Genomic DNA, 21,236 nt, shown 5'->3' with positions numbered 1-21,236 from the left:
ATCAATCCCACCTTTATAAGTAAGCGCTTTCTAACAGTATAAAAGAAAGCGGGCTCAGCCCGCTATGTAGATTCCTATAAAAATAGATTAGAATATACCATTAGGTTTTGGGTGATCATCCATGAGCAGAACAGCGAGATAGAGAATAAGGGCATCGTTGATACTCGATGGATTCAAAGACGTCAGCTCTTCTATTTTCTTCAGCCTGTAATGTAAGGTGTTGATATGGATATGCAGTCCTTCTGCTGTTTTTTTGAGTGAATGGTTTTTCTCAAAAAGCATGATAAGGGTTTGGTACAGGTCTCTCTCAGGCAGCAGCGGGGATAGAATCCGTTCAATGTACTCTTCCTTTGTTTCCGGCCGGACTTCGCATAGCAGCATTTCGACCGTCAAATCTTCATCAAAAATCACTCTGCGCTTTACTCCTGAAGATTTTAGGGCTCTTTCAGCCTGGATATAAGATTCTGATAGCCTTTGGGGTTTGACAGTTTTTCCAGCACCGAGATAAACAGGCTGATTGAGCTGTTCCTCCAAATAAGTGTGATATGCCGCGATTCTGCTTTTGGTATAGGCTGGATTTTCTGCTTGAAAAAGCATCACAATCCGGTTGTGACCCCATCGTACGAAGATATCCTCCTGGTGGCTGTTCTGCCACGTCTGCAGAATCGCGGAAATTTTTTTGTGGAAAAGGGCTTCCTCTTGAAATACAGCAATCGCCGCCATTCTGTGAGGCAGCAGATCAATATGCAATACCTGAGCCCGTCTGATAAACGGATCAGACCATTCTTTCAGCTGGATCCAATCAAAGATGAAGGCTTCCCTGCTGCGGGCCTCCCAATTGAGCTGCTCTGAGTAATAGTTTTCCCTTATAAGCAGCTCTGTCATTTTGCGGACTACTTCCCCTAAAGGCAAGATGCGCTCTGGCGACCCGGTAATTCCGATTACACAGGCAACCTCCCCCTGAAAGAAAACCGGCAGATTCATGCCAGCCTTTACTCCGGAAAGCTTCTTTTCATCTTCTGTTGAGATGATGACATTCCGTTTCCCGACAGAGGCTGTTCTGGCGCCTTCATGAAAGCTTCCTTTTCTTCTTTCGTCTGTACTGGCAATAATGGTTCCTTCAGAAGAAACGACAATGACATCTTCATGAATTACTTTTTTGACTTCTTCCACAATTTTGTCCGCTAAATCAGGCAACAGCATCGATTGCACTCCTTTGAAGGGTTTTAATAGAAGGATAGTCCCGGTACTCCATTTCCTTGCGCATCAGCCTGTCAAAATCTTTTACCATTCCTGATAGTCCTTCGGTGTATAAAAGTGAACAAATCCATGATCAGCTGAATATTTTGCACTCTTTGCTTTCTCCTTGCTTGAAACGGTAAAAATTTTGAACCCGTGCTCATCTGACAAGCCGCGCATTTTTTTTATCCAATTTAAAGACCATTGATCCTCCCTGATTTTCGTATATTGAAAACCCTCCCACATAAAGCCATCAATATAGGGTGCAGTTTTGGCAGCGGTATTCATCCCCCAGTTTTGGATGATGGAGAGGCCGCGGTTTTCCAGGTCCTGAAAGAGAAGAATGAGCCCTTCCTGCTGAGCATTCATTTCTTTAGGATCATCAGCAAAATAGTCATCAATATCCCCCACAGTATCCATAAAAACACCGTCAAGCTGTTTATCAGAAATCTGTTTGTCTGCTTCGTTCAGTAGCTTCGTACGGTATCCCGTTGATTTCATATCCATTAAATAGGCATCCCATTCTTCTATATAGACCTTTTTCCCATCCTTTTTAAAAAAGTCCTGTTCTGTGAATTTCTTAAATAGATCATGATTCCAGCGGTCGGCTTCCATCGAGTTTATGTAGCCGTAAACCAGCGTGCCATCTTTTTGGATCTCGCTGATTTGCTTCCCGGAATAAAATACAGGCTCAATGATCACCAGAGGGAACTCAGCAAGCTTTTTAATAATTTTTTCATTGGGAGATCCATAATAGATTTTATAGCGGGTTACATCCGCAAGCGGATTAACGGGTTTTCCTGAATGATAAAAGAACCAGAAAGAAAGCATGAGAACAGCTCCTGTACAAATGAGTACGATTATTTTCTTCTTCAACTTGCCACTTCCTTTTAGAATGCTTACTTCTCTTTCTAACCTACCATACTTCCCACTGGAAAACTTGATTGCTTCGCAGCGGGTGACTGCAGCTGTAGAATCTGAAACAAAATAGACAAATATCTTCGTTTCTGCCTATTTGAATTTTCCAATATAAGGTGTAAAATAAACATGTGAATTAATTCACAATGAAGTGAAATTCTTGAATAAACTCTCGATTTCTGAAAGGATGAGTCATTATGGCAAGCGAAAGAACAAACCGTGTTGTTTTGATTGGAACAGGATTTGTCGGATCTAGCTATGCTTTTGCACTTATGAATCAGGGGATTGCAGATGAATTGATTATGATTGATATGAATGAAGAAAAAGCTATGGGCGATGTAATGGATTTGAATCATGGAAAGGTTTTTGCTCCATACCCGACAGCGATCAGGCAGGGCAGCTATGAGGATTGTTCAGCTGCAGATTTAGTGGTGGTGTGTGCCGGTGCCAATCAAAAGCCAGGTGAGACCAGGCTGGATTTAGTAGAGAAAAATTTAACGATCTTTAAAAGCATTACAGATCAGGTAATGGCAGCGGACTTCGATGGGATCTTCCTTGTGGCTACGAATCCTGTCGATATTCTAACCTATGCTGTCTGGAAATACAGCGGTCTTCCGAAGGAACGGGTGATTGGTTCTGGCACGATTCTCGATACAGCACGGTTCCGGTTTGAGCTGGGCGAGTATTTTAAGGTTGCTCCTCATAATGTGCACGCGTACATCATTGGAGAGCATGGAGACAGTGAACTGCCGGTATACAGCGCAGCAGATGTGGGCGGGGTGCCGGTTTTAAAACGGATTGAACGCGATGAAGCTTGTAAAAAAGAAGATCTGGATGAGATTTTTGTTCATGTACGAGATGCAGCGTATGAAATCATAAAAAGGAAGGGAGCAACCTTTTACGGCATTGCAATGGGCCTTGTCCGGATAACAAAGGCCATCCTTCATAACGAGAACAGTGTATTGACGGTATCTGCTCTGCTTGAAGGGGAATACGGAGAAAAGCACGTATATATTGGGGTTCCTTCTGTCATTAATAGACGCGGGATCCGCGAAGTCATTGAGCTGGATCTGAATAAGGAAGAGAAAGAGAAGTTTGCTCAAAGCGCTGCTGTCCTAAGAAAAACTCTTGCGCCTTATTTTGAAGAAGTCCATGTTAAATAATAGCTGCTAAAGAGTAAAACGCAGCTTGTGCCTGCCGGGCACAGCTGCGTTTATATTTATTTTAGCGTTCCGATTTTTTCAATGGGAGAGAACCTGAATTTAGCTTCCCCGACTACCGATTCTTTTGAAATGCAGCCGAAAACTCTGCTGTCCATGCTGCCGCGGCGGTTATCCCCCAATACATACAGGTATCCATCAGGAACCGTTACTTCTATATTCTCCGTAAGATTCTCGCGCGGGGCAAGTCCTTCTTTGTTGGATTCGAGATAGGGTTCACTATACGTTTTCCCGTTGATGGTAAGATTGTCATTTTTAATTTTAATTGTATCCCCGGGAAGACCGATGACTCTCTTAATGTAATCATCCCGGGTTAGAGGTGAATGAAAGACAATCATGTCGAAGCGGTCAATTTGACTAAGCTTGGAAACAATAATCCGGTTATTGTTTTCAAAAGTAGGCATCATTGATTTTCCTTCTACGGTAACGGGGGTGAAAATAAATTCCCGGCATATAAACGCCACAATAACAGCTGCCAGTAAAGAACCCGCCAGTGACAGTAACTCTTTCGTGCGTTTTTTCATACGGCCCCTCCTCAAGCGGATATTTCCAGCTCCTATTCTACACCTTGGAAGACAGGAAGTGTATTCTTTTTTTCCATTATTTAGAGGGTGTTTGCTTCCTTGTGAAGAGTTGGCCTCGGACGCGCTGCTTTATACCATTGGAAGCAAAAGATGACTGCTATAAAGATGTCAATTGCATCACCGCCGTAGTACATGAGCATTCCGCCGATTTCTGCCTGGTCCTTGCCTACACCGCTTGGCGGGTGCGCGTATACATACTTAGAAAGAATGCCATGGCCTGCAAAAGCCAGTACCAGTACAATGCTTCGGAATGTATATGAGGACCGATGAGCGAGAGGATCGATCGTAATAAATGAAATGGTAAACAGATAACCGGCTAGAAAGATATGAAGGTGGATAAGGATATGAAGCCATAATAGCTGGTGCATCCACCCGTAAAGATCAGTAGTATAGAGGATCCACAAGCCTCCGATGTTCAGCAGGGAGGCGGTTATAGGGTTTCCAAGCCATCGGATTGGAGCGCTTCTAAGAATTGCGGATAGCTTTCTGCCGGTTTGGACAGGGACTGATCGGAAAACGAGAGTCAGAGGTGCAGCAATTGCCATGAGCACCGGTGCCAGCATGCCCAAAAGAAGGTGACTGATCATATGAGCAGTAAAATCCGATAATGCACGCTCAGCCAGGGGACCGGCTACAGAAAAGAGTGATGCGGCAGATCCTGCTGCCCAAAGCCAAATCCTGTAACCCGGCCAATTCTTTTGCTTACTGGCTGCCAGCACATACAGAACCAAGGAGGCAAAAAAAGGCAATGCCAGCAATATCTGACCTGCCAAATAAAGGTCTGGGTTTGCATGATGATGATGCATCAGCCGCCGGCTCCGCGATTTCTCTTTGTTTTAATCAGCAAATACGCTCCCGCTGCCAGCATAAGAAGAGCAGTTATGTTCCAGACCAGATCATAAGGCAAAATGTTCACGTTGTACCTAATTTGATGCAGGCCCATCACTTTATGCTGTATCGTACCGTCATAAAGCTGAAAGAAACCGGCTCCGGTTAAAACCCCGCCCCACCAGCGCTTGACCCGCCATGAGTTCCTTCTTCTCAAATCTGCCACCATAAATAAAGAAGCTACTGTCGCAAACCAGCTAAAGGAATGAAACAGGCCATCCGATACCAATCCGGCATTCGTAGTGGATTTATCGTAAAAATGATGCCAATGAAGCAGCTGATGGAAAATCGTTTCATCAATAAAAGCTACCATTCCAAGACCGAACAGGACTCCAGACCAGGCATTCCGGCCGGAAAGCGAGATTCTTTTTTCCATATTAGTCCTCCATTCCGCTGTTAGCCGTTATTTTTTGTATATCCTTCTAAAAGTGGATGTAAACGTCCATAAAGAAAAAGAAAGATTTCCCCCCCCCATGAACGGGGGTGAAACGCCTGCAGCAAAAGCGGGAGGACAGGTAGTGTGAGGTGAAAATTGTTCAGCAGGCGGTTTGTCCAATTTTTTACAGGGTATAGACTAAAGACTTTACTATTAATAGGGGTGATGAAATGTTTGCAAGATTTGATAAGCTGCTTATTGATCTTCCTGCCGCTAAACATCCAGACCCGGAAGGCGCCGCTGCCGCACAGGAATTATTGGGGGGGAAGTTCGGAGAGATGTCGACTCTGAACAATTATATGTTTCAATCCTTTAATTTCCGCGGCAAAAAGAAGCTGCGCCCATTTTTTGACTTAGTCTCAAGCATTACTGCCGAGGAGCTTGGCCATGTCGAATTAGTAAGTCACGCGATTAATTCATCATTAGAGGGTGTTACGAGTGAGGGAGAGCCAGACAGTGCCCCGTTAAAAGCAGCAAGTTCTATGCCGAATAAATTCCACTTTGTCCCTGCTGCACAATCCGCATTGCCGGTTTCATCTTCCGGACAGCCCTGGACAGGAGACAATGTGTTCAACAGCGGAAATCTGATTTTGGATTTGCTTCACAATTTCTTTTTGGAATGCGGAGCACGCACACATAAAATGAGAGTATACGAGATGACTGAGAGCCCGGTAATCAGAGAAATGGTCGGCTACCTTCTAGTCCGCGGAGGTGTTCACGTTGTAGCCTATGCAAAGGCGATTGAGGCTGCTACAGGAGTGGAGATTGGAAAATTACTGCCGATCCCCGACTTGGATAATAAACGCTTTGACCATGCCAGAAAGTATGAAGAAGAGGGCCGGCATACAAAGTTATATACATGGAGCGAAGCAGATTATCAATCAATCGACCAGATTTGGAAAGGGACTCATCCGATTGACGGGCAGCCTTTATCGGTGCACGCTGGCATGCCGGAAGGATTTGAAACCCCGGAGTATCATGAGCTGCCGCAGCAGTTCGCCCCTGGTATCGGGCCTGATGAATTTATGCAAATTGCAGACCGTCTGAAAAAATCTGCAGGAATATAATAGAAAAGAATAGGTTTGAAACACCTCCCAGACATTATAAAAATGACCCCGCTGAATGCGGGGTCATTTTTTCTAGGCATCGGACTGCGGCCTCCGGATGTAAGATTCAGCCGTGGGAGTTTAAAAGAAATCACTTACACCTTTTCTACATAATAGGTTCTTTTCTCAGTAAATCCACTGCTGCCTTCGTTTTCTTTATGCTCAAAAAAACCTTCCATTTCTTTAACCACTTTGTATTCCCTATCCGGATCTTTGAACAGGCTGCTGTTATTGCTGGAAACCAGGACTGCGTCATTCTCTGAAAGGTACGTTTCCAGGCTGCGTGCAGTATAGTTCTGTCCCTCATTTAACGTTTTTTCACTCATGCCTGATTCCTCCTCATTCTAAGGTTGTTTGTCTCTTCCCGTCTGTGGCTCACTTAAACCGGATGATGTGCTGAGACCTGTTGTTTGGAAAATAAACAGAATATCAACATTGCGTTAAAAATCCCCAGATTGGGTACTGAGCGGAACGTCAATGGATGCTGGAGTATTGAGTAAAATAGGTAAAAGGGCGCAATTCCCAAAAACAGGTTTAACATTCGCTTCCAGTGGTTATGCAAAGTTTTTATCTGTGTTATAATAGAAACGAACGTTCGGAAATCTTCGGACAGATAGGAATGATGCAAATGAACACGGCTCTTGAAAAGATGGTTTTATCCGGTAATCGGGTAGCCGAAGTATTTTTGCACCAAACAGCCACTGGACAATATGTTGCAGCAGTCCCTGATATTCACTGGTCAGCAAAGTTTAACCAAATAGATGATCTTCATGAGCAATTTGTGCACCTTCAATCCTCGTTAAACTTTCATATGTTTGAAGGGAATACGGATGAGCTGGCAAAAGCCATCATTGGTATGGTCAAGAAATTCAATACAATGAACGAAGTACTTTAAGACCGGGATTCCGGTCTTTTTTTTGAAATTTCCCCAGCGGCTGATTGTTGATGAAAGGAGCATACTGATGGAAAAAGAGCTAAGCGGGCATATTAAAATTCTTGAAGAACGGCTGCTTCAGCCTGAAACACGCCAGGACATCCTGGAATTGAACAGACTGATCGCGAAGGAATTCATCGAAATTACCAGCTCTGGAATGATTAAAAACAAGCACGATTGTTTAGACGGGCTGGAAACTCCAGCTATGAAGCTCTCAGAATTTTCATGCCGTCTCTTAAGCGAAGAGATGGTACAAACCTTCTATAGAATCTTGCATGAGGGGCAATTCAAAATAACCATGCGAAGCTCTATCTGGAAAAAACATAACGATACGTGGCAGATGACTTTCCACCAGGGGACCATCATAAAGGAATAAACATACAGACCGAAATCAGTTCATGAATGCAATGGCGTAAACTGTTTACGATCATGTTCATTTTTGCCAGATCAAGGAGAATATAAGGGAAAACACTAAAAAAGGTGAAGGACAATATGGGACACAATCATGATCATCAGCATCATCACGGAACAAGCAATAAAAACGCTCTCTTACAGGCGTTCCTATTAATAGCCGTTTTTATGCTGGTCGAAGTTGTCGGCGGAATCCTGACCAACAGTCTGGCTCTGCTTTCAGATGCCGGACATATGCTTTCCGATGCCGCAGCACTTGGATTGAGCTTTTTTGCCATTCAGTTCGGCGTAAAAAAGGCAGACGCATCCAAAACCTATGGCTACAAAAGATTTGAAATTCTGGCTGCATTTATAAATGGGCTCACTTTGATGATACTCTCTCTTCTAATTATCTGGGAGGCTGTCAAAAGATTCTCTTCGCCGCCTGAGATTGCCGGTACGGGAATGCTTGTTATTTCGTTTCTCGGTCTCCTTGTAAATGCCGCAGCCGCCTTTATTTTGATGAGGGGTGATAAAAAGGACAATTTAAACGTCAGAAGTGCATTTCTCCATGTGCTAGGAGATCTCCTGGGTTCAGCGGGGGCCATTATCGCCGCATTCCTCATTCTCTTTTTTGGCTGGGGAGCAGCAGATCCTGTTGCCAGTATTTTCACAGCCGGATTAATAGCGGTCAGCGGGTGGAGAGTAACAAAGGATTCCTTCCATGTATTAATGGAGGGTGTGCCGCCGAATATACCGATAGATGCGGTAAAAGAAAGACTGGTCAAAATAGATGGTGTATGCGGTGTATATGATTTGCACGTCTGGTCCATCACATCCGATTTCCCTGCCTTGAGCTGCCATTTGGCGGTTCGGGAAGGATCCAGCGGGAAGCAAATCATTAAGCTTGCAAATCAGCTTCTGCGTGAAGAGTTTGATTTGCATCATACAACCATACAAATAGATGAAGAAAACCAAACCAGCCATGACCATTGCAATTAGGGAGGGAGCAAATGAAAACAGAAAAAGAAAAAATGCTGGCGGGCGAATTATATAAAGCCAATGACCCGCAGCTGATGGAGGAACGCCTAATCGCCAGACGGCTGACCCGGCTGCTGAATGAAACAGAAGATTCAGCAGAGGAGGAAAGAGTCCGCATTATAAAAGAGCTATTCGGTTCTACTGGAGAGGAAATCTGGCTTGAGCCGTCCTTTCGCTGTGATTACGGCTATAACATTCATACAGGAGAAGCCTTTTTTGCTAACTTCAACTGTGTCTTCCTGGATGTATGTGAGATTCGCTTTGGCAGCCATTGCATGCTTGGTCCCGGTGTCCATATTTATACGGCTACCCATCCGCTGCACCCTGCAGAGCGCAATAGCGGAAAAGAGTATGGGAAACCGGTTTCCATCGGGGACAGCGTATGGATTGGCGGGGCGGCAGTCATTAATCCAGGTGTCACGATTGGCGATCATGCGGTTATCGCAGGCGGGGCCGTTGTCGTGAAAGACGTGCCGCCGAATTGTGTTGTCGGCGGAAATCCTGCAAGGGTGCTGAAAGAGATTGAGCTTTAAGCAGGAATCAGGAATCAAAAAAAGGACCTGTTTTCAGGTCCTTTTTTCATGAAACAGAATCATCGCTCTCTTTTTCCTCAAACAGCTCTTGAATGGTATCCCGGTTTTTTTTAGAGACAAGAATGTAAAGAGTATCTTTCCCTTGAAGGATGGTATCTCCACGCGGGGTGATCAGCCTTTCCCCGCGGATAACTCCGGTAATGAGCGTATCTGTCGGTAAATCAATGTTTTTCAATTCAATGCCCGCATAAGGGGTTTCCTTCGGTATTTCCAGTTCAATCAGTTCATTATTTGTTTTCCCGATGGAGACGAGTTCAAGCGTATGGCTTTGCACCTTCGTTTCCCCTTCTGAGAGCTTAAGCCTGTTTGCAAGGGGAGAAATCGTTGCTCCCTGTAACAAGGCGGAAAGCAGGACGACGAAGAAAACGACATTGAAGATGAGATTATCGTTTTCGATGTTGGCCATAAGCGGGTAAGTTGCCAGAACAATGGGAACCGCTCCTCTAAGCCCCGCCCAGGAAATAAACAGCTTTTCCTTAAATGAATATTTACTGAACATCATACTGATAAAGACACCTAAAGGCCGTGCAACGAGCATGAGAAGGAATGCAAGCAATATTCCGGACCACGTGACTTCGACCAGCTGTTCAGGAAACACAAGCAGACCGAGAAGAATAAACATGAGAATCTGCATCATCCACGCAAATCCTTCGTGGAAACGGATGATGCTGTGCCGGTATGAAAGTGGAGAATTCCCGATGATAACCGCTGTCACATAAACGGCAAGCAGCCCGCTGGCATGAAGGGTCGTTGTTACACCATAAGCTAAAATGGCCAGTCCAAGTGTCAAAACGGGGTAGAGCCCTGAGGAATCAAGGTCAATTTTATTAATCAGCCATACGGATCCCTTCCCTACTAAGTACCCCATGATTAAACCGAAGCCCATTTCCCAAAAGAAAGTCAGGATCAGTGTTCCGGCATTAGCTTCGGGATGCTGAATCAGCTCAACGAGTGTTACGGTCAGAAACAAAGCCATAGGGTCATTGGATCCTGACTCTGCTTCAAGCGTGGAGGTAAGTTTTTTGCGGATGTTTTTACTGCCCAATACGGAAAATACAGCTGCAGCGTCAGTTGAACCTACGATTGCACCAAACAAGAGCCCTTCCAGCCAGCTTAAATCCAGTATAAATTTAGCAAAGAGCCCTGCAACAACAGTAGTGACTAGGACTCCTACCGTTGCAAGCGAGCCTGCAGGCTTAAGCACGCTGCGAAGATCTTTCCACCTTGTTTGGATTCCGCCTTCAAAAATGATGATGATTAATGCTAAAATACCAAATAGCTGTGTAATTTTTGCGTTATCAAAATAAACGTAGCCTCCAAGGCCCATTCCAACAGCTACGAAGAATACCAATGCAGGCAGTCCGAGCCTTGTAGAAAATTTGGCTGTTAATACACCAATGATGAGTAATAACGCAAGTACAAAAATGATGCTGTCTATAGAAAAATTCAATCTAACCGAACACCTTTCTTTCCAAAAATCCTGCTGTTCACTCAGAATCAGTCCGCAGAGTAATTGATATAATGCTGGTAAATGAATCGCACATTAGCCGCAGAAGCGGCTTAAACGCTGTATAGCAGAGGGTTAAAGAAGGAGCATCATGAGGGAAGGATTCCATTTAATTATACACAAACTTTCGATTGAACACTCTCCATTTGCTCAAGGCAAACAGCAAGGATAAAAAAAGCCTGTGAACAATGATCTGTTTTCATTATTTTTCCGTTACCTATATAGACCATTCCATTTCCACTTTAGGTATTATATATGGTATTTTTTTCTTAGCCCTAACGATAAAGGAGATAACTATGGTCGAAAAAAATGACGCAGTACTTTACGAGCGGCTTGCTGCAAAAGATAAGCAGGCCTTTGAAACTCTCTATGACCGCTATGAAAAGCTGCTGTTTTCCTTTGCTTACAAAATAACCAAAGATCATGGTTTAGCCGAGGAAGTGATGCAGGATGTTTTCGTAAAACTATGGAATGGAACCCATGCCTTCGATTCAAAGAAGGGAAAGTTTTCATCCTGGCTGCTTACTATTACACGAAATAAGGCGATTGATATGATAAGAAAATATGCAAAACACGAACATTATGAACTGCAGGATAAGGATGCCTTGATCAGCGATGAAAAGCCGGTTGATATAATGGCAGAGTGGAATGAAGAAAAAGCAGAAATCCGGAAGGCCGTAGCCAATCTCAATCCAGATCAGCAAAAGGTTATTGACCTCTTTTACTTTAAAGGCTTCAGCCAGCAGAACATCTCCGAAAAATGCGGGATTCCGCTTGGGACAGTTAAAGGAAGAATCCGCCTTGCACTAAAACATCTAAGGGAAACAATGGAGAAAGGAGGGAGGTCCGATTATGAAGCATGAAAGATGCCATGATTTAATTGATTATTTTAATGGAGCCTTAACGCAGAAAGAGGCGGCAGAATTTGAACGCCATCTTGCAGATTGCAAAGAATGCAGGGAAGAGCTGGAAGAGCTGCAGAATCTGACTGAGGACCTTCCTTTCCTTTCTGAACCAGCTGATCCGCCAGCAGGTCTTAAAAGCAGAATATTGGAGGCGGCATATGAAGAAGAACAGCAGGAAGGAGCACCTTCAGAGCTTGAGCAGCAGCTTTTGAATAAGCCTATTCATAATGAACCTGAATTAAAGAAACCAAAGCGAAGTCATGCTCTGCTGATCGGCAGTCTGGCAGCAGGTCTGGTGCTATCGCTTGCAGCGAACGTCATACAGCTTACAGAAGATAAAGGAGAATCCATTCTCCAAAGCGAGGCCCTGCAGAAAAAAGTGACGCTGGCGTCCATGGAAGGACAGGATTCAGTTAATGCAACTGCTTCTTTTCTTCAGGAAAAAGATAATCAATTTATGGTTCTTCAGGCAGATGGCCTGCCTGAAATAAAAGAGGGAGAGTTATATCAGGTCTGGCTTATTAAAGGCGATCAGCCAGTTCCAGCCGGGCATTTTAAACCGGATGAAAATGGAAACGGTGCGCTGGTATATGAGGTGGATAACGAAGAATTTGATTGGGATACGGTTGCAATAACGGTAGAGAACGAACCGAACCTTCCCGCCCCGAGAGGGAAAGTTCTATTAGCCGGGAAAAGTTAGGAAATGAAAACAGAAGGCAAAGCCGGCCTTCTGTTTTTTCTTTTTTGAGGATATGTATAAAGAAAATACCCCTGATTCCATGTGCCTAAACTAATGAACGAAACTGGTTCAAACGGCTCTTTTTTACTTGATGCGGTCTATTCCGAAGCCTCGATCCATACGTAATACACAGAGGTGATGGAATGAAGGTTCTCTTATTCTGCGATCCCGGAATCGATGATTCTCTTGCGATTATTTATGCGCTTATGCATCCTGATATTGAGCTGCTCGGAATAGTAACAAGCTATGGAAATGTATCGAAGGATCAGGCAACTGTGAACGCAGCTTATTTGGCAGGTCTGGCAGGCCGTTATGATATACCGGTCATATCCGGTGCTGAATTCCCTTTATCCGGAGAGAATACGGTGTATTATCCGGAAATTCATGGTTCACAAGGACTTGGCCCGATCCGGCCGCCAGGGTCTGTACAAGGAAATTATCAGGAATTTCACTATTTATACAAAATCATTGAGGGGAATATCCAGGATTTGGTCATCGTTGATGTTGGCAGAAGCACATCCTTGGCTGCAGCCTTCAACTTAAATCAAAGTCTCATGACGAAAGTGAAAAAAATCAGTCTGATGGGCGGAGCTTTTTTGGTGCCGGGAAACGTAACCCCGATGGCGGAAGCAAACTTTCATGGAGATCCGATTGCAGCCAATGTAGTGCTGAAATACGCTGCTGAGGTGGTCATCTCCCCGCTGAACATCACCAATTCAGCAATCGTCACAAGAGAGATAGCCAATTTTATTTATAACCAGTCTGCTTCACCTTTCAAAAATCTGATCCCGCCTGTGACCGATTATTATTCTGCCTACTATCAAAAAATGAACCCTGGAATGAAAGGAGCCCCTATCCATGACGTGATCCCGTTTTATCAATTGATGAACCCTGCCTTTGTCCTGACAAAAGAACGGAAAATTACCGTTTTAACCTGCCAGGAGGGACGCGGAACAAGTGAAGCAGATTTAAGAAGCTCCAGCCGTAATGACGGAAGCAAACGATTCATCGGGCTGCAGTTCGACTACCGCCATTTTATTTCTGATTTTATAAAAATCATGGTGAATAAGGTATAATGAATGAAAAAACGGAGGAAACATGAATTATCTTGCCATAGGTATCGCAGGTGCTGCAGGGTCTATCCTCAGGTATTTGACCGGTCTTGCGGGAAATGCATCAGCCTTTCCTGCAGGCACCTTTACAGCCAATATGATCGGCTGTTTCCTGCTGAGCTTTTTAACCGCCGGGGTTTTTCGTCTGGACAAGTTCCCGAAGCAACTTGCTGCACCAATTGGAACCGGGCTGATTGGATCTTATACGACCTTTTCAGCTTTTAGTGTTGAAGCGGTTCAGCTCCTTGAAAAAGGGAAGCTGGGAATAGCAGTCCTATATGTCTTATCCAGTGCAATTTTAGGGTTTTTGTTTGCCTCAGCAGGATTTATAATGGGAAAAAAACTTTCTGAAAGGCAGCCCCGTTTATGACTTACCTATACATCGCAGCCGGAGGCTTTCTCGGCACGGTAGCCAGAGCGGCTATAAGTAAAAGAATAAAAAGGAAAACATTTCCAATCGGCACCCTTTTTGTCAACTGGCTTGGAGCCTTCTTACTGGGATGCATGACTGGAGCAGAAATAGCCGGGCATGCATCCTTATTCGCAGCGGCAGGGTTTCTTGGGTCTTTTACAACATTTTCAACGCTGAATCTTGAGCTGTGGATGCAGGCAGAAAGCAAAAAAATAAAGGTGTTTCTCCTGTATGCGGCTGCATCTTATATAGGTGGGATCGCCCTGGCTTTTGTTGGTTATTGGATAGGAAAAGGTCTTTGACACTCCCGCAGCTGGGAGCTGAAGTGCTGCTGAATAAGTTGAAACAACCCCCATGATCCGGGGGTTTTCTTTTGCAAAAAAATCATAAAAAGCTGGGTTAATTGGAACCAAAAGTTAAGGAGAGGCCGCTGCTTTTGGAAATTACACAAAAAATAGACAATCTGAGTGCTGATATTTTACTATTTCAAGGAACGTTCAAACAACCATTTGACTATACTGAAAATACATACTAAACTTATATTCAAATAATCGTTTGAATAAAGGGGCCTTTTTTATGGAAGAATTAAAGGATCAATGTACAGACGTTTGCGGAACGAATGAAAAAATTGAAAAAATAAAACAGAATCTTCAGGTGAAAAATCCAGGGGCTGTAGCCAATTTGTTTAAAGCTTTAGCCGATGAAACAAGGATGAAGATTGCCTATGCCCTGCTTTTGGAAGGTGAGCTTTGCGTTTGCGATGCGGCGGAAATTACCGGATCATCCACTGCAACGGCTTCCCATCATCTGCGTCTTCTAAAAACAATGGGATTGGCCAGATTCCGTAAAGAAGGAAAGCAGGTTTATTATGCTCTTGATGACGACCATGTGAAACAGCTGATCGAAATTGCGTTTGCCCATCAGGAAGAGGTGACTGCCCGTGGCTGAAGCTCAGAATAAAAACGTATACAGGGTTCAGGGTTTTACGTGTGCTCACTGTGCGGGGAAATTTGAGCGGAATGTTCAGGCGATCAGCGGAGTGGATGAGGCAAAGGTTAATTTTGGGGCTGCAAAGCTTACCGTGTTCGGATCAGCTTCAATTGAAGAAATTGAACATGCAGGTGCATTCGAAAATTTAAGAATACAGCCGGACCGCCTTCGTGCAGCGGCTGAAGAGGAACCTGCACAGCCTTTCTGGAGACGATATATGCTGCTGCTTCTTGCCGGAGCCTTTCTATTCGCTGCTATTGTGCTCCAATACAGGCTCGGGGAAGATAACCTCCTGACGATCTTAAGCTTTGCTGCTTCCATTTTAATTGGAGGATCCGGCCTTTTTTTAACCGGCCTGAAAAATTTGGTCCGGCTGGAATTTGATATGCGGACCTTAATGACCATAGCTATTATTGGAGCAGCGATAATTGGAGAGTGGAGCGAAGGGGCAATTGTCGTTATTCTGTTTGCAATCAGTGAAGCACTTGAACGCTATTCAATGGATAAAGCAAGGAATTCAATCCGTTCCCTCATGGATATTGCACCTAAAGAAGCCTCCGTTAAAAGAAACGGCAAAGAATGGATTGTGGACGTAGAGGACATAGAAGCAGGCGATATCCTGATCGTCAGGCCCGGCCAAAAAATTGCAATGGACGGAGTCGTTGTACACGGATCGTCTGCGGTTAATCAGGCCGCGATAACAGGAGAATCCATGCCGGCCCTAAAAAATCCAATGGACGAAGTATTTGCCGGGACCCTCAATGAGGATGGGGTACTCGAAATTCAGGTGACAAAAAGGGTCGAAGATACAACGTTAGCTAAGATTATCCATCTTGTTGAGGAAGCCCAGGCAGAGAAAGCCCCATCGCAAGCATTCGTTGATCAGTTTGCGAAATATTATACACCTGCCATTATTCTGATTTCGCTGTTCGTCATGATTGGGCCGCCATTATTCGGCGGTGCTGACTGGAACACATGGGTCTACCAGGGTCTCGCTGTCCTGGTGGTCGGCTGTCCTTGCGCACTGGTAGTGTCTACTCCTGTTGCCATTGTAACGGCCATCGGAAACGCAGCAAAAAACGGCGTACTCATAAAAGGCGGCGTCTATTTGGAAGAAATGGGTTCCCTTAAAGCAATTGCTTTTGATAAAACCGGGACTTTAACAGCCGGTAAACCGGAAGTTGTCCATTTTGAGGCATTTGGAAACGCTGAAGTGAATTTTGCTCATTTCGCTGCATTAGAACATAAGTCCCGCCATCCTCTTTCTGCCGCCATTTTGAAAAAAGCGGACCTTGACAGAGTTATGTTCGAAAAAATTAACGTGCATGACTTTATTTCCATAACGGGTAAAGGAATCAAAGGAACGATTGAAGGAAAAGAGTACGCCGCCGCAAGTCCTTCTTTCTTTAGCACCTGGTCCAGCGGCTTTCACGCCGCCGGTATAAAAGAACAGATTGAAGCTCTCCAGCGGAAGGGAAACACGGTCATCCTGTTTGGCACGAAGGAAAAGATCCTCGCCATTTCAGCCATTGCCGATCAGGTAAGGGAGACCAGTGTGGAGGCAGTGAAAAAACTAAAGGAGCTTGGCATCGAAAAAACGGTTATGCTCACCGGCGATAACCGAATAACAGCAGAAGCGGTCGGAACTGAATTGGGTATAGACGAAATCCGTTCGGAACTGATGCCAGAGGGCAAACTGGAGCTTATAAAAGATATGAGAAAAAAAGCCGGACGTGTCGCAATGGTCGGAGATGGAGTAAACGATGCTCCCGCATTAGCTGCTTCCACAATTGGAATCGCAATGGGGGGCGCCGGCACGGACACCGCTCTTGAAACCGCCGATGTGGCTCTCATGAGTGATGATTTGAAAAAGCTCCCTTTCACAATCAGCTTGAGCAGAAAAGCATTGCGCATTATCAAACAAAATATAATCTTCGCTCTGGGAATTAAACTGGCCGCCCTGTTTCTCGTTGTACCAGGCTGGCTGACGTTATGGATTGCCATTTTTGCTGACATGGGAGCTACTTTGATTGTCACATTGAATGGATTGAGGCTGCTGAGGGTCAAAGATCGTTAGGCTGGAAGGATAGGACCATTAACAAAAGAGCTTGCCTTTTACTCATAGGCAGGCTCTTCTTTTTGAGGGGTGAACATTCAGCCAGGCGGGTGAAAAGAAGAAGGGCTCGGCCGAAGAACATAAGACGGGTGCCGGATTCATCATGATGAAGAGCCTTAAGCATTCTTTGCAGAGCTGAATGACTATGTGAATATAATGCAACTGTAATCAATGGGCCCCACCCGATGAAAAGAACTTGGCTTGAAGATTGCTGAAGCAGAAGGAAATGCAGCCCTGCTGAAATATGGTATACTGACGGTAAAGAAGGTGAAGATCATGAATAACAAAACATCCATTCTGAAAAAGGCCGTGGATTACGCCAAGAAAAATCCCGATCAAACCAAAAAAGCCATAAACCTTGTTACAAAAGCGCTGAAAAATAAAAAAAGATAAACTCCGGTGGTCTATTCTAAGGCCACCTTTTTTAATTTCTTAACATAAAAACGCCTCTTAATGGAAAAATAACGGTATCTATTTTTACTGAAATGAGGCCTGCTGCATGAAACCAATGTCTTCTTCTGAATTAGGTAACCTCTGGTCTACGTACCAGAAAAAAACGATGCTTCTCCGAATTTTAGAACATGCTTCGGATGTCACAACCCAAAAGGACATCACCTCCATTCTGCAGTACGCGTATCAGGAAGAGTCGAAATTCGTAAAAGAAATCGCTCAGCTTTTAGAACAAGCAGGGGCAGCAGTTCCAGAGGGATTTAACGAAACCGATGTAAACAGGAACGCAGACAGGCTGTTCGATCAGTATTTTTATATCCGATTTTTGCGTATGATCATGAAGCTCGGAATCGGACTCAACGCTGTGCACCTCTCAATGGTCTATAGAAACGATATCCATGATTTTTTTTCAAGAACATCTGCTCATTCCAATAAAGTATTCGGGATGTGTACGAATTGTCTTCTGCAAGTAGGGAATGGGTCCATTCCACCTGTTATACAGATGCCTGATCATCCTAAATTTGTCGTAACCGACAGCTATTTATCCGGCTTTCACTTTAAAAAGAGAAACTTGAACGCGATAGAGCTTGCGATTATTTACCATATTGTTGAAAATAATAATTTTGGCACCCAGATGATGAAAGGCTTTGCCAAGGTTGTAACTCATTCTGAAGTCAGGAACTATTTGAAAAAAGGAGAAAAGCTCGCATTTGATTTGTATGTATCGTTCGGAAAATTAATGGAGCACAGCGGGATCCCTGTATCGGCTTTGCCGGGAGCAGTGATTACCGAGACGAAAACCGCACCCTTCTCCGACAAGCTTATTATGTACCTCGTCAACCTTTTCAGCAGCCTGGGACTGACAAGCAACGCCCTGGGAACGACATATAGCCTTAGACCGGATCTTCCTCTTAAAATGGCACTGGCCGCCAGAGATATTTATTCCTTCGCCAAGCAAGGCGGAAGAATGATGATTGAACATCAATGGATGGAAGAGATTCCGGAAGCGGTTACCAAACGATAGTTGAAGTTTCTCCTGAACATGGTATGATAAAAATGGAAAATAAAATACCGCATTGCCGCTAGGGGAGCCTGTTGAGGCTGAGACCGGAATGACCCGGGACCCTTTGAACCTGATCTGGTTAATTCCAGCGGAGGGAAGCGGGAGATTGGCTTATTCTAATCTTTCCCGCTCTTATCCGCTGAGAGCGGTTTTTTTATTTTTACTCAGCAGCAATAGGGGGAACGGTTCAATGAAATCATTTACACAGCATCTAAGAGAAAAAACAAAATCAATTTGGGAAGCAAACTTCAGGCACCCTTTTGTCAAAGGAATCGGTGACGGCACCCTTCCATTAGAAAATTTTCGTTATTATGTAAAACAGGATGCGTATTATCTGTCCCACTTTGCAAGAGTACAGGCGCTTGCAGGCAGCAAAGCCGATGATCTTCATGTAACGGCCAGGATGGCATTTCATGCTCAAGGAACGTATGAAGCAGAACTGTCCCTCCACGAAAAGTTCTCAGCGCTGTTAGACATATCTGAGGAGGAAAAGCTCGCTTTTGAACCGTCCCCAACCGCCTATGCCTACACCTCCCATATGTATCGTTCTGCTATAAACGGGGGCCTCGGTGAAATCATCGCCTGCATATTACCGTGCTACTGGATTTATTACGAAATTGGAGAAAAATTAAAAGAATGCAGACCGGAAGAGCCGATCTATCAGGAATGGATTGCAGCATATGGGGGAGAGTGGTTTAAAGAATTAGTAAACGAGCAGCTTGACCGGCTGGATGAATTGGCGCTTGCAGCATCCGAAAAAGAAAAAGAGAAAATGCTTCATCATTTTACTATCAGCTGCAAGTATGAACTGGCTTTTTGGGAAATGGCATACAATATGGAGCAATGGCCCGACGCTTCTGCCATCGGCGTAAAGGAGGAGACCTGCTGAAAAAGCATCTGGCGGGATGGTTTGTCTGGCTGGAACTGACCAGTATATGCTTCTGGCCTCAGGCCACTCAGGAGAAAAAAAGCAGCCCAAAGAAAGGGCCTGCCCTGTTGCGGGGGCAGGCCCTCTTTTTAATTTACTTCATCATCGTCAAACGGGTTGATTACGTAAATATAAGCGTGGGCTAAGTCTATGCGGAGAATCCATTCCCATGGAACATCCAGTCTTTTATAAATGCTTTTCCAAAACTCAGCGGATTTTGTTTCGAATTCCAGATATTCCTGCATGAGATCCTTATAGGATGCTCCTTGAATCTGAATATTCGAATCCATAAGACGCATATGGGCTAGGTGCCTGCACTCCAAGTCCTGGGCCATCTGCAGTTCATCCTGGGTAGCTGTTCCAATAACGGTACCGTCTTCAGGGATGTCTGTAAAAACGTTTACATTCTCGTTTATCGCTGGTGGCTGATCGTCAAAGCGCATGAGTCATTTCCTCCTTGTTTTGGAATTTTGGTGGAGCCTCTTTATCATACCGTAACAATGCTCTCCTGTCATTTTGTTTAAGGTATGAAAAATGGGGAAATAGCCATTACAGCTTAGATTCACAATAAGGAGGTAACATTCATGTTCGAGTTGAAAGACGTTTTAACACTGCTTTGGTCCTTATGCATTGTGTTGCCGATTGCATCCTTCGTTCACCAGCTTGGACATACGGTGATGGCGCTGGTATTCGGCGGAAAAGGAACATTTACGATTGGGAGAGGCAAGACGCTTTTTTCGTTTAAAAATCTGACGGTCAAACGTCTTTACTTTTTAGACTCTTTTTGCCAGTATGAAGGACTGAGATATGACAACCGGGCAACCCACGCCCTCGTATACGGCGGGGGAGCGCTTTTTAATCTGCTTTCAATACTGCTGGTGAATTTTCTAATTGTACAAGGAGTGGTGGAGCCTCATTTGTTTTTCTACCAATTCGCCTATTTTTCCAGCTACTATGTCATATTTGCCCTGCTGCCTGTCCGTTATTCTGATGACCATCCAAGTGACGGGATGGCAATCTATGAAGTGCTGCGGCATGGAAGAAAGTGCGACCCTATTGATTAAGATAGGCTGTTAAAATCACAATTAAAAAACCGCCTTCTGGCGGCTATTGGCTTATAGCTTTGTTAAATAATAGAGGAACCAAACAGAATGGTTTTGTTCATCGGCTGCCGCTCTTCTGAAAATACGTTTCATATAGGCATTTGTGGACTTATCGGACAGGTCAAAATCAAAATCACCTGTTTCCGGTTCATCCTTGAATGCAGCATATAAACCTTCTCCGTATGCCGGCGGACATCCTTCCAGTTGTTTCGGCTTATGCTGCCTTCCTGTCAACGAAACATAAATTTGCGAAAATTCGTAATGTCTTTTCTCATCATTCCGTATTTCCAGAATCTGATCTTTTGAGCCTGATCAGGGGCTTGTTTTGCCAAAACCTCATAGCAATTTATGGCACTGTACTCTCAACTAACGCTTTAGCAATATCTTTTGCAATCAGCGCATTCTGCCTCATTTGCCGCTGATACTCCTGTTGATTAGAATACTGCATGCTCATATCCCCTTTTAAGCCAGATTCCATAAAACATATGACAGAAATTTTGAAATAGTAGTGAAAAGGGAGAGGATAATCCATATAATAAGAATCACATAAGTTTGGATGCCA

25 protein-coding genes and 1 riboswitch are annotated in these 21,236 nt (G+C 44.3%); of the genes, 17 read left to right on the top strand and 8 right to left on the bottom strand.

Going from position 1 to position 21,236, the window contains the following annotated elements:
* Positions 1–87: 87 nt before the first annotated feature.
* Together ACQCV8_RS16370 and ACQCV8_RS16365 are read right to left on the bottom strand one after the other, a co-directional pair.
* Positions 88–1,203, bottom strand: coding sequence for a CdaR family transcriptional regulator (locus ACQCV8_RS16370; protein WP_426846207.1), 1,116 nt, complete (start codon positions 1,201–1,203; stop codon positions 88–90).
* Positions 1,204–1,284: 81 nt separating this feature from the next.
* Positions 1,285–2,115: an endo alpha-1,4 polygalactosaminidase gene (locus ACQCV8_RS16365; protein ID WP_426846205.1), complete on the bottom strand. Its 831-nt coding sequence runs from the start codon at positions 2,113–2,115 to the stop codon at positions 1,285–1,287.
* Positions 2,116–2,354: 239 nt separating this feature from the next.
* On the opposite strand from ACQCV8_RS16365, the gene ACQCV8_RS16360 reads away from it, so the two are divergent.
* Positions 2,355–3,320 carry an L-lactate dehydrogenase gene (locus ACQCV8_RS16360; protein ID WP_426846203.1) on the top strand — a complete coding sequence of 322 codons (966 nt, stop codon included), beginning with the start codon at positions 2,355–2,357 and terminating at the stop codon, positions 3,318–3,320.
* A gap of 56 nt (positions 3,321–3,376) precedes the next feature.
* On the opposite strand, the gene lepB is transcribed toward ACQCV8_RS16360, so the two are convergent.
* The 3 genes from lepB to ACQCV8_RS16345 form a co-directional block, all read right to left on the bottom strand.
* Positions 3,377–3,901: a signal peptidase I gene (gene lepB, locus ACQCV8_RS16355; protein WP_426846201.1), complete on the bottom strand. Its 525-nt coding sequence runs from the start codon at positions 3,899–3,901 to the stop codon at positions 3,377–3,379.
* An 80-nt stretch (positions 3,902–3,981) separates the two neighbouring features.
* Positions 3,982–4,767 (bottom strand): cytochrome c oxidase assembly protein, encoded by a 786-nt coding sequence (locus ACQCV8_RS16350; protein WP_426846199.1) that lies wholly within the window; start codon positions 4,765–4,767, stop codon positions 3,982–3,984.
* Positions 4,767–5,225, bottom strand: a complete 459-nt coding sequence (locus tag ACQCV8_RS16345; protein ID WP_426846197.1) for a DUF2243 domain-containing protein — start codon at positions 5,223–5,225, stop codon at positions 4,767–4,769. Before ACQCV8_RS16345 ends, ACQCV8_RS16350 begins: the two co-directional genes overlap by 1 nt.
* A gap of 230 nt (positions 5,226–5,455) precedes the next feature.
* Between ACQCV8_RS16345 and ACQCV8_RS16340 the strand changes: the two genes are divergently transcribed.
* Positions 5,456–6,352 (top strand): manganese catalase family protein, encoded by an 897-nt coding sequence (locus ACQCV8_RS16340; RefSeq protein ID WP_426846196.1) that lies wholly within the window; start codon positions 5,456–5,458, stop codon positions 6,350–6,352.
* A gap of 134 nt (positions 6,353–6,486) precedes the next feature.
* On the opposite strand, the gene ACQCV8_RS16335 is transcribed toward ACQCV8_RS16340, so the two are convergent.
* Positions 6,487–6,717, bottom strand: a complete 231-nt coding sequence (locus ACQCV8_RS16335) for a hypothetical protein (RefSeq protein ID WP_426846194.1) — start codon at positions 6,715–6,717, stop codon at positions 6,487–6,489.
* A gap of 302 nt (positions 6,718–7,019) precedes the next feature.
* Between ACQCV8_RS16335 and ACQCV8_RS16330 the strand changes: the two genes are divergently transcribed.
* The 4 genes from ACQCV8_RS16330 (at position 7,020) to ACQCV8_RS16315 (ending at position 9,289) form a co-directional block, all read left to right on the top strand.
* On the top strand, positions 7,020–7,286 hold the full coding sequence (locus ACQCV8_RS16330) for a YueH family protein (protein ID WP_426846192.1): 267 nt from the start codon (positions 7,020–7,022) through the stop codon (positions 7,284–7,286).
* Positions 7,287–7,353: 67 nt separating this feature from the next.
* On the top strand, positions 7,354–7,701 hold the full coding sequence (locus ACQCV8_RS16325) for a DUF4440 domain-containing protein (protein WP_426846190.1): 348 nt from the start codon (positions 7,354–7,356) through the stop codon (positions 7,699–7,701).
* 116 nt (positions 7,702–7,817) lie between these two features.
* Positions 7,818–8,717 (top strand): cation diffusion facilitator family transporter, encoded by a 900-nt coding sequence (locus ACQCV8_RS16320; protein ID WP_426846188.1) that lies wholly within the window; start codon positions 7,818–7,820, stop codon positions 8,715–8,717.
* Between the two features lie 11 nt (positions 8,718–8,728).
* Positions 8,729–9,289: a sugar O-acetyltransferase gene (locus ACQCV8_RS16315; protein WP_426846186.1), complete on the top strand. Its 561-nt coding sequence runs from the start codon at positions 8,729–8,731 to the stop codon at positions 9,287–9,289.
* 46 nt (positions 9,290–9,335) lie between these two features.
* Here ACQCV8_RS16315 and ACQCV8_RS16310 read toward each other — a convergent pair whose 3' ends face one another.
* On the bottom strand, positions 9,336–10,799 hold the full coding sequence (locus tag ACQCV8_RS16310) for a potassium/proton antiporter (RefSeq protein WP_426846184.1): 1,464 nt from the start codon (positions 10,797–10,799) through the stop codon (positions 9,336–9,338).
* Between the two features lie 353 nt (positions 10,800–11,152).
* Here ACQCV8_RS16310 and ACQCV8_RS16305 point away from each other — a divergent pair, with 353 nt between their 5' ends.
* The 10 genes from ACQCV8_RS16305 (at position 11,153) to tenA (ending at position 19,532) form a co-directional block, all read left to right on the top strand.
* Complete coding sequence (locus ACQCV8_RS16305; RefSeq protein WP_426846182.1) at positions 11,153–11,719, top strand: RNA polymerase sigma factor; 567 nt, start codon at positions 11,153–11,155, stop codon at positions 11,717–11,719.
* On the top strand, positions 11,709–12,461 hold the full coding sequence (locus ACQCV8_RS16300; RefSeq protein WP_426846180.1) for an anti-sigma factor: 753 nt from the start codon (positions 11,709–11,711) through the stop codon (positions 12,459–12,461). Before ACQCV8_RS16305 ends, ACQCV8_RS16300 begins: the two co-directional genes overlap by 11 nt.
* Positions 12,462–12,643: 182 nt before the next feature.
* Complete coding sequence (locus ACQCV8_RS16295) at positions 12,644–13,576, top strand: nucleoside hydrolase (protein WP_426846178.1); 933 nt, start codon at positions 12,644–12,646, stop codon at positions 13,574–13,576.
* A gap of 22 nt (positions 13,577–13,598) precedes the next feature.
* Positions 13,599–13,982, top strand: coding sequence for a fluoride efflux transporter CrcB (gene crcB, locus ACQCV8_RS16290; protein ID WP_426846176.1), 384 nt, complete (start codon positions 13,599–13,601; stop codon positions 13,980–13,982).
* Positions 13,979–14,326 carry a fluoride efflux transporter FluC gene (locus tag ACQCV8_RS16285; RefSeq protein WP_426846174.1) on the top strand — a complete coding sequence of 116 codons (348 nt, stop codon included), beginning with the start codon at positions 13,979–13,981 and terminating at the stop codon, positions 14,324–14,326. Before crcB ends, ACQCV8_RS16285 begins: the two co-directional genes overlap by 4 nt.
* Positions 14,327–14,600: 274 nt before the next feature.
* On the top strand, positions 14,601–14,972 hold the full coding sequence (locus ACQCV8_RS16280; RefSeq protein WP_426846172.1) for an ArsR/SmtB family transcription factor: 372 nt from the start codon (positions 14,601–14,603) through the stop codon (positions 14,970–14,972).
* The gene (locus tag ACQCV8_RS16275; RefSeq protein WP_426846170.1) at positions 14,965–17,091 is read left to right on the top strand and encodes a heavy metal translocating P-type ATPase; all 2,127 of its coding nucleotides are present in this window, start codon (positions 14,965–14,967) and stop codon (positions 17,089–17,091) included. Before ACQCV8_RS16280 ends, ACQCV8_RS16275 begins: the two co-directional genes overlap by 8 nt.
* Before the next feature lie 240 nt (positions 17,092–17,331).
* Positions 17,332–17,523, top strand: coding sequence for a hypothetical protein (locus ACQCV8_RS16270; RefSeq protein WP_426846168.1), 192 nt, complete (start codon positions 17,332–17,334; stop codon positions 17,521–17,523).
* Positions 17,524–17,629: 106 nt separating this feature from the next.
* Positions 17,630–18,604, top strand: a complete 975-nt coding sequence (locus tag ACQCV8_RS16265) for a DUF3231 family protein (protein ID WP_426846166.1) — start codon at positions 17,630–17,632, stop codon at positions 18,602–18,604.
* Between the two features lie 50 nt (positions 18,605–18,654).
* Positions 18,655–18,757, top strand: a riboswitch (TPP riboswitch).
* A gap of 76 nt (positions 18,758–18,833) precedes the next feature.
* On the top strand, positions 18,834–19,532 hold the full coding sequence (gene tenA / locus ACQCV8_RS16260) for a thiaminase II (protein WP_426846164.1): 699 nt from the start codon (positions 18,834–18,836) through the stop codon (positions 19,530–19,532).
* A 128-nt stretch (positions 19,533–19,660) separates the two neighbouring features.
* On the opposite strand, the gene ACQCV8_RS16255 is transcribed toward tenA, so the two are convergent.
* Complete coding sequence (locus ACQCV8_RS16255) at positions 19,661–20,014, bottom strand: hypothetical protein (protein WP_426846162.1); 354 nt, start codon at positions 20,012–20,014, stop codon at positions 19,661–19,663.
* Positions 20,015–20,155: 141 nt separating this feature from the next.
* Between ACQCV8_RS16255 and ACQCV8_RS16250 the strand changes: the two genes are divergently transcribed.
* On the top strand, positions 20,156–20,635 hold the full coding sequence (locus tag ACQCV8_RS16250) for a hypothetical protein (protein ID WP_426846160.1): 480 nt from the start codon (positions 20,156–20,158) through the stop codon (positions 20,633–20,635).
* The last annotated feature ends 601 nt before the right edge of the window (positions 20,636–21,236 follow it).

Origin of the sequence: Metabacillus sp. 84, from assembly GCF_050107715.1 — a bacterium.
Lineage (GTDB): Bacteria > Bacillota > Bacilli > Bacillales > Bacillaceae > Metabacillus_B.
Note: the sequence above shows the minus strand (reverse complement) of the source record. Positions and strands in the feature narration are given on the sequence as shown.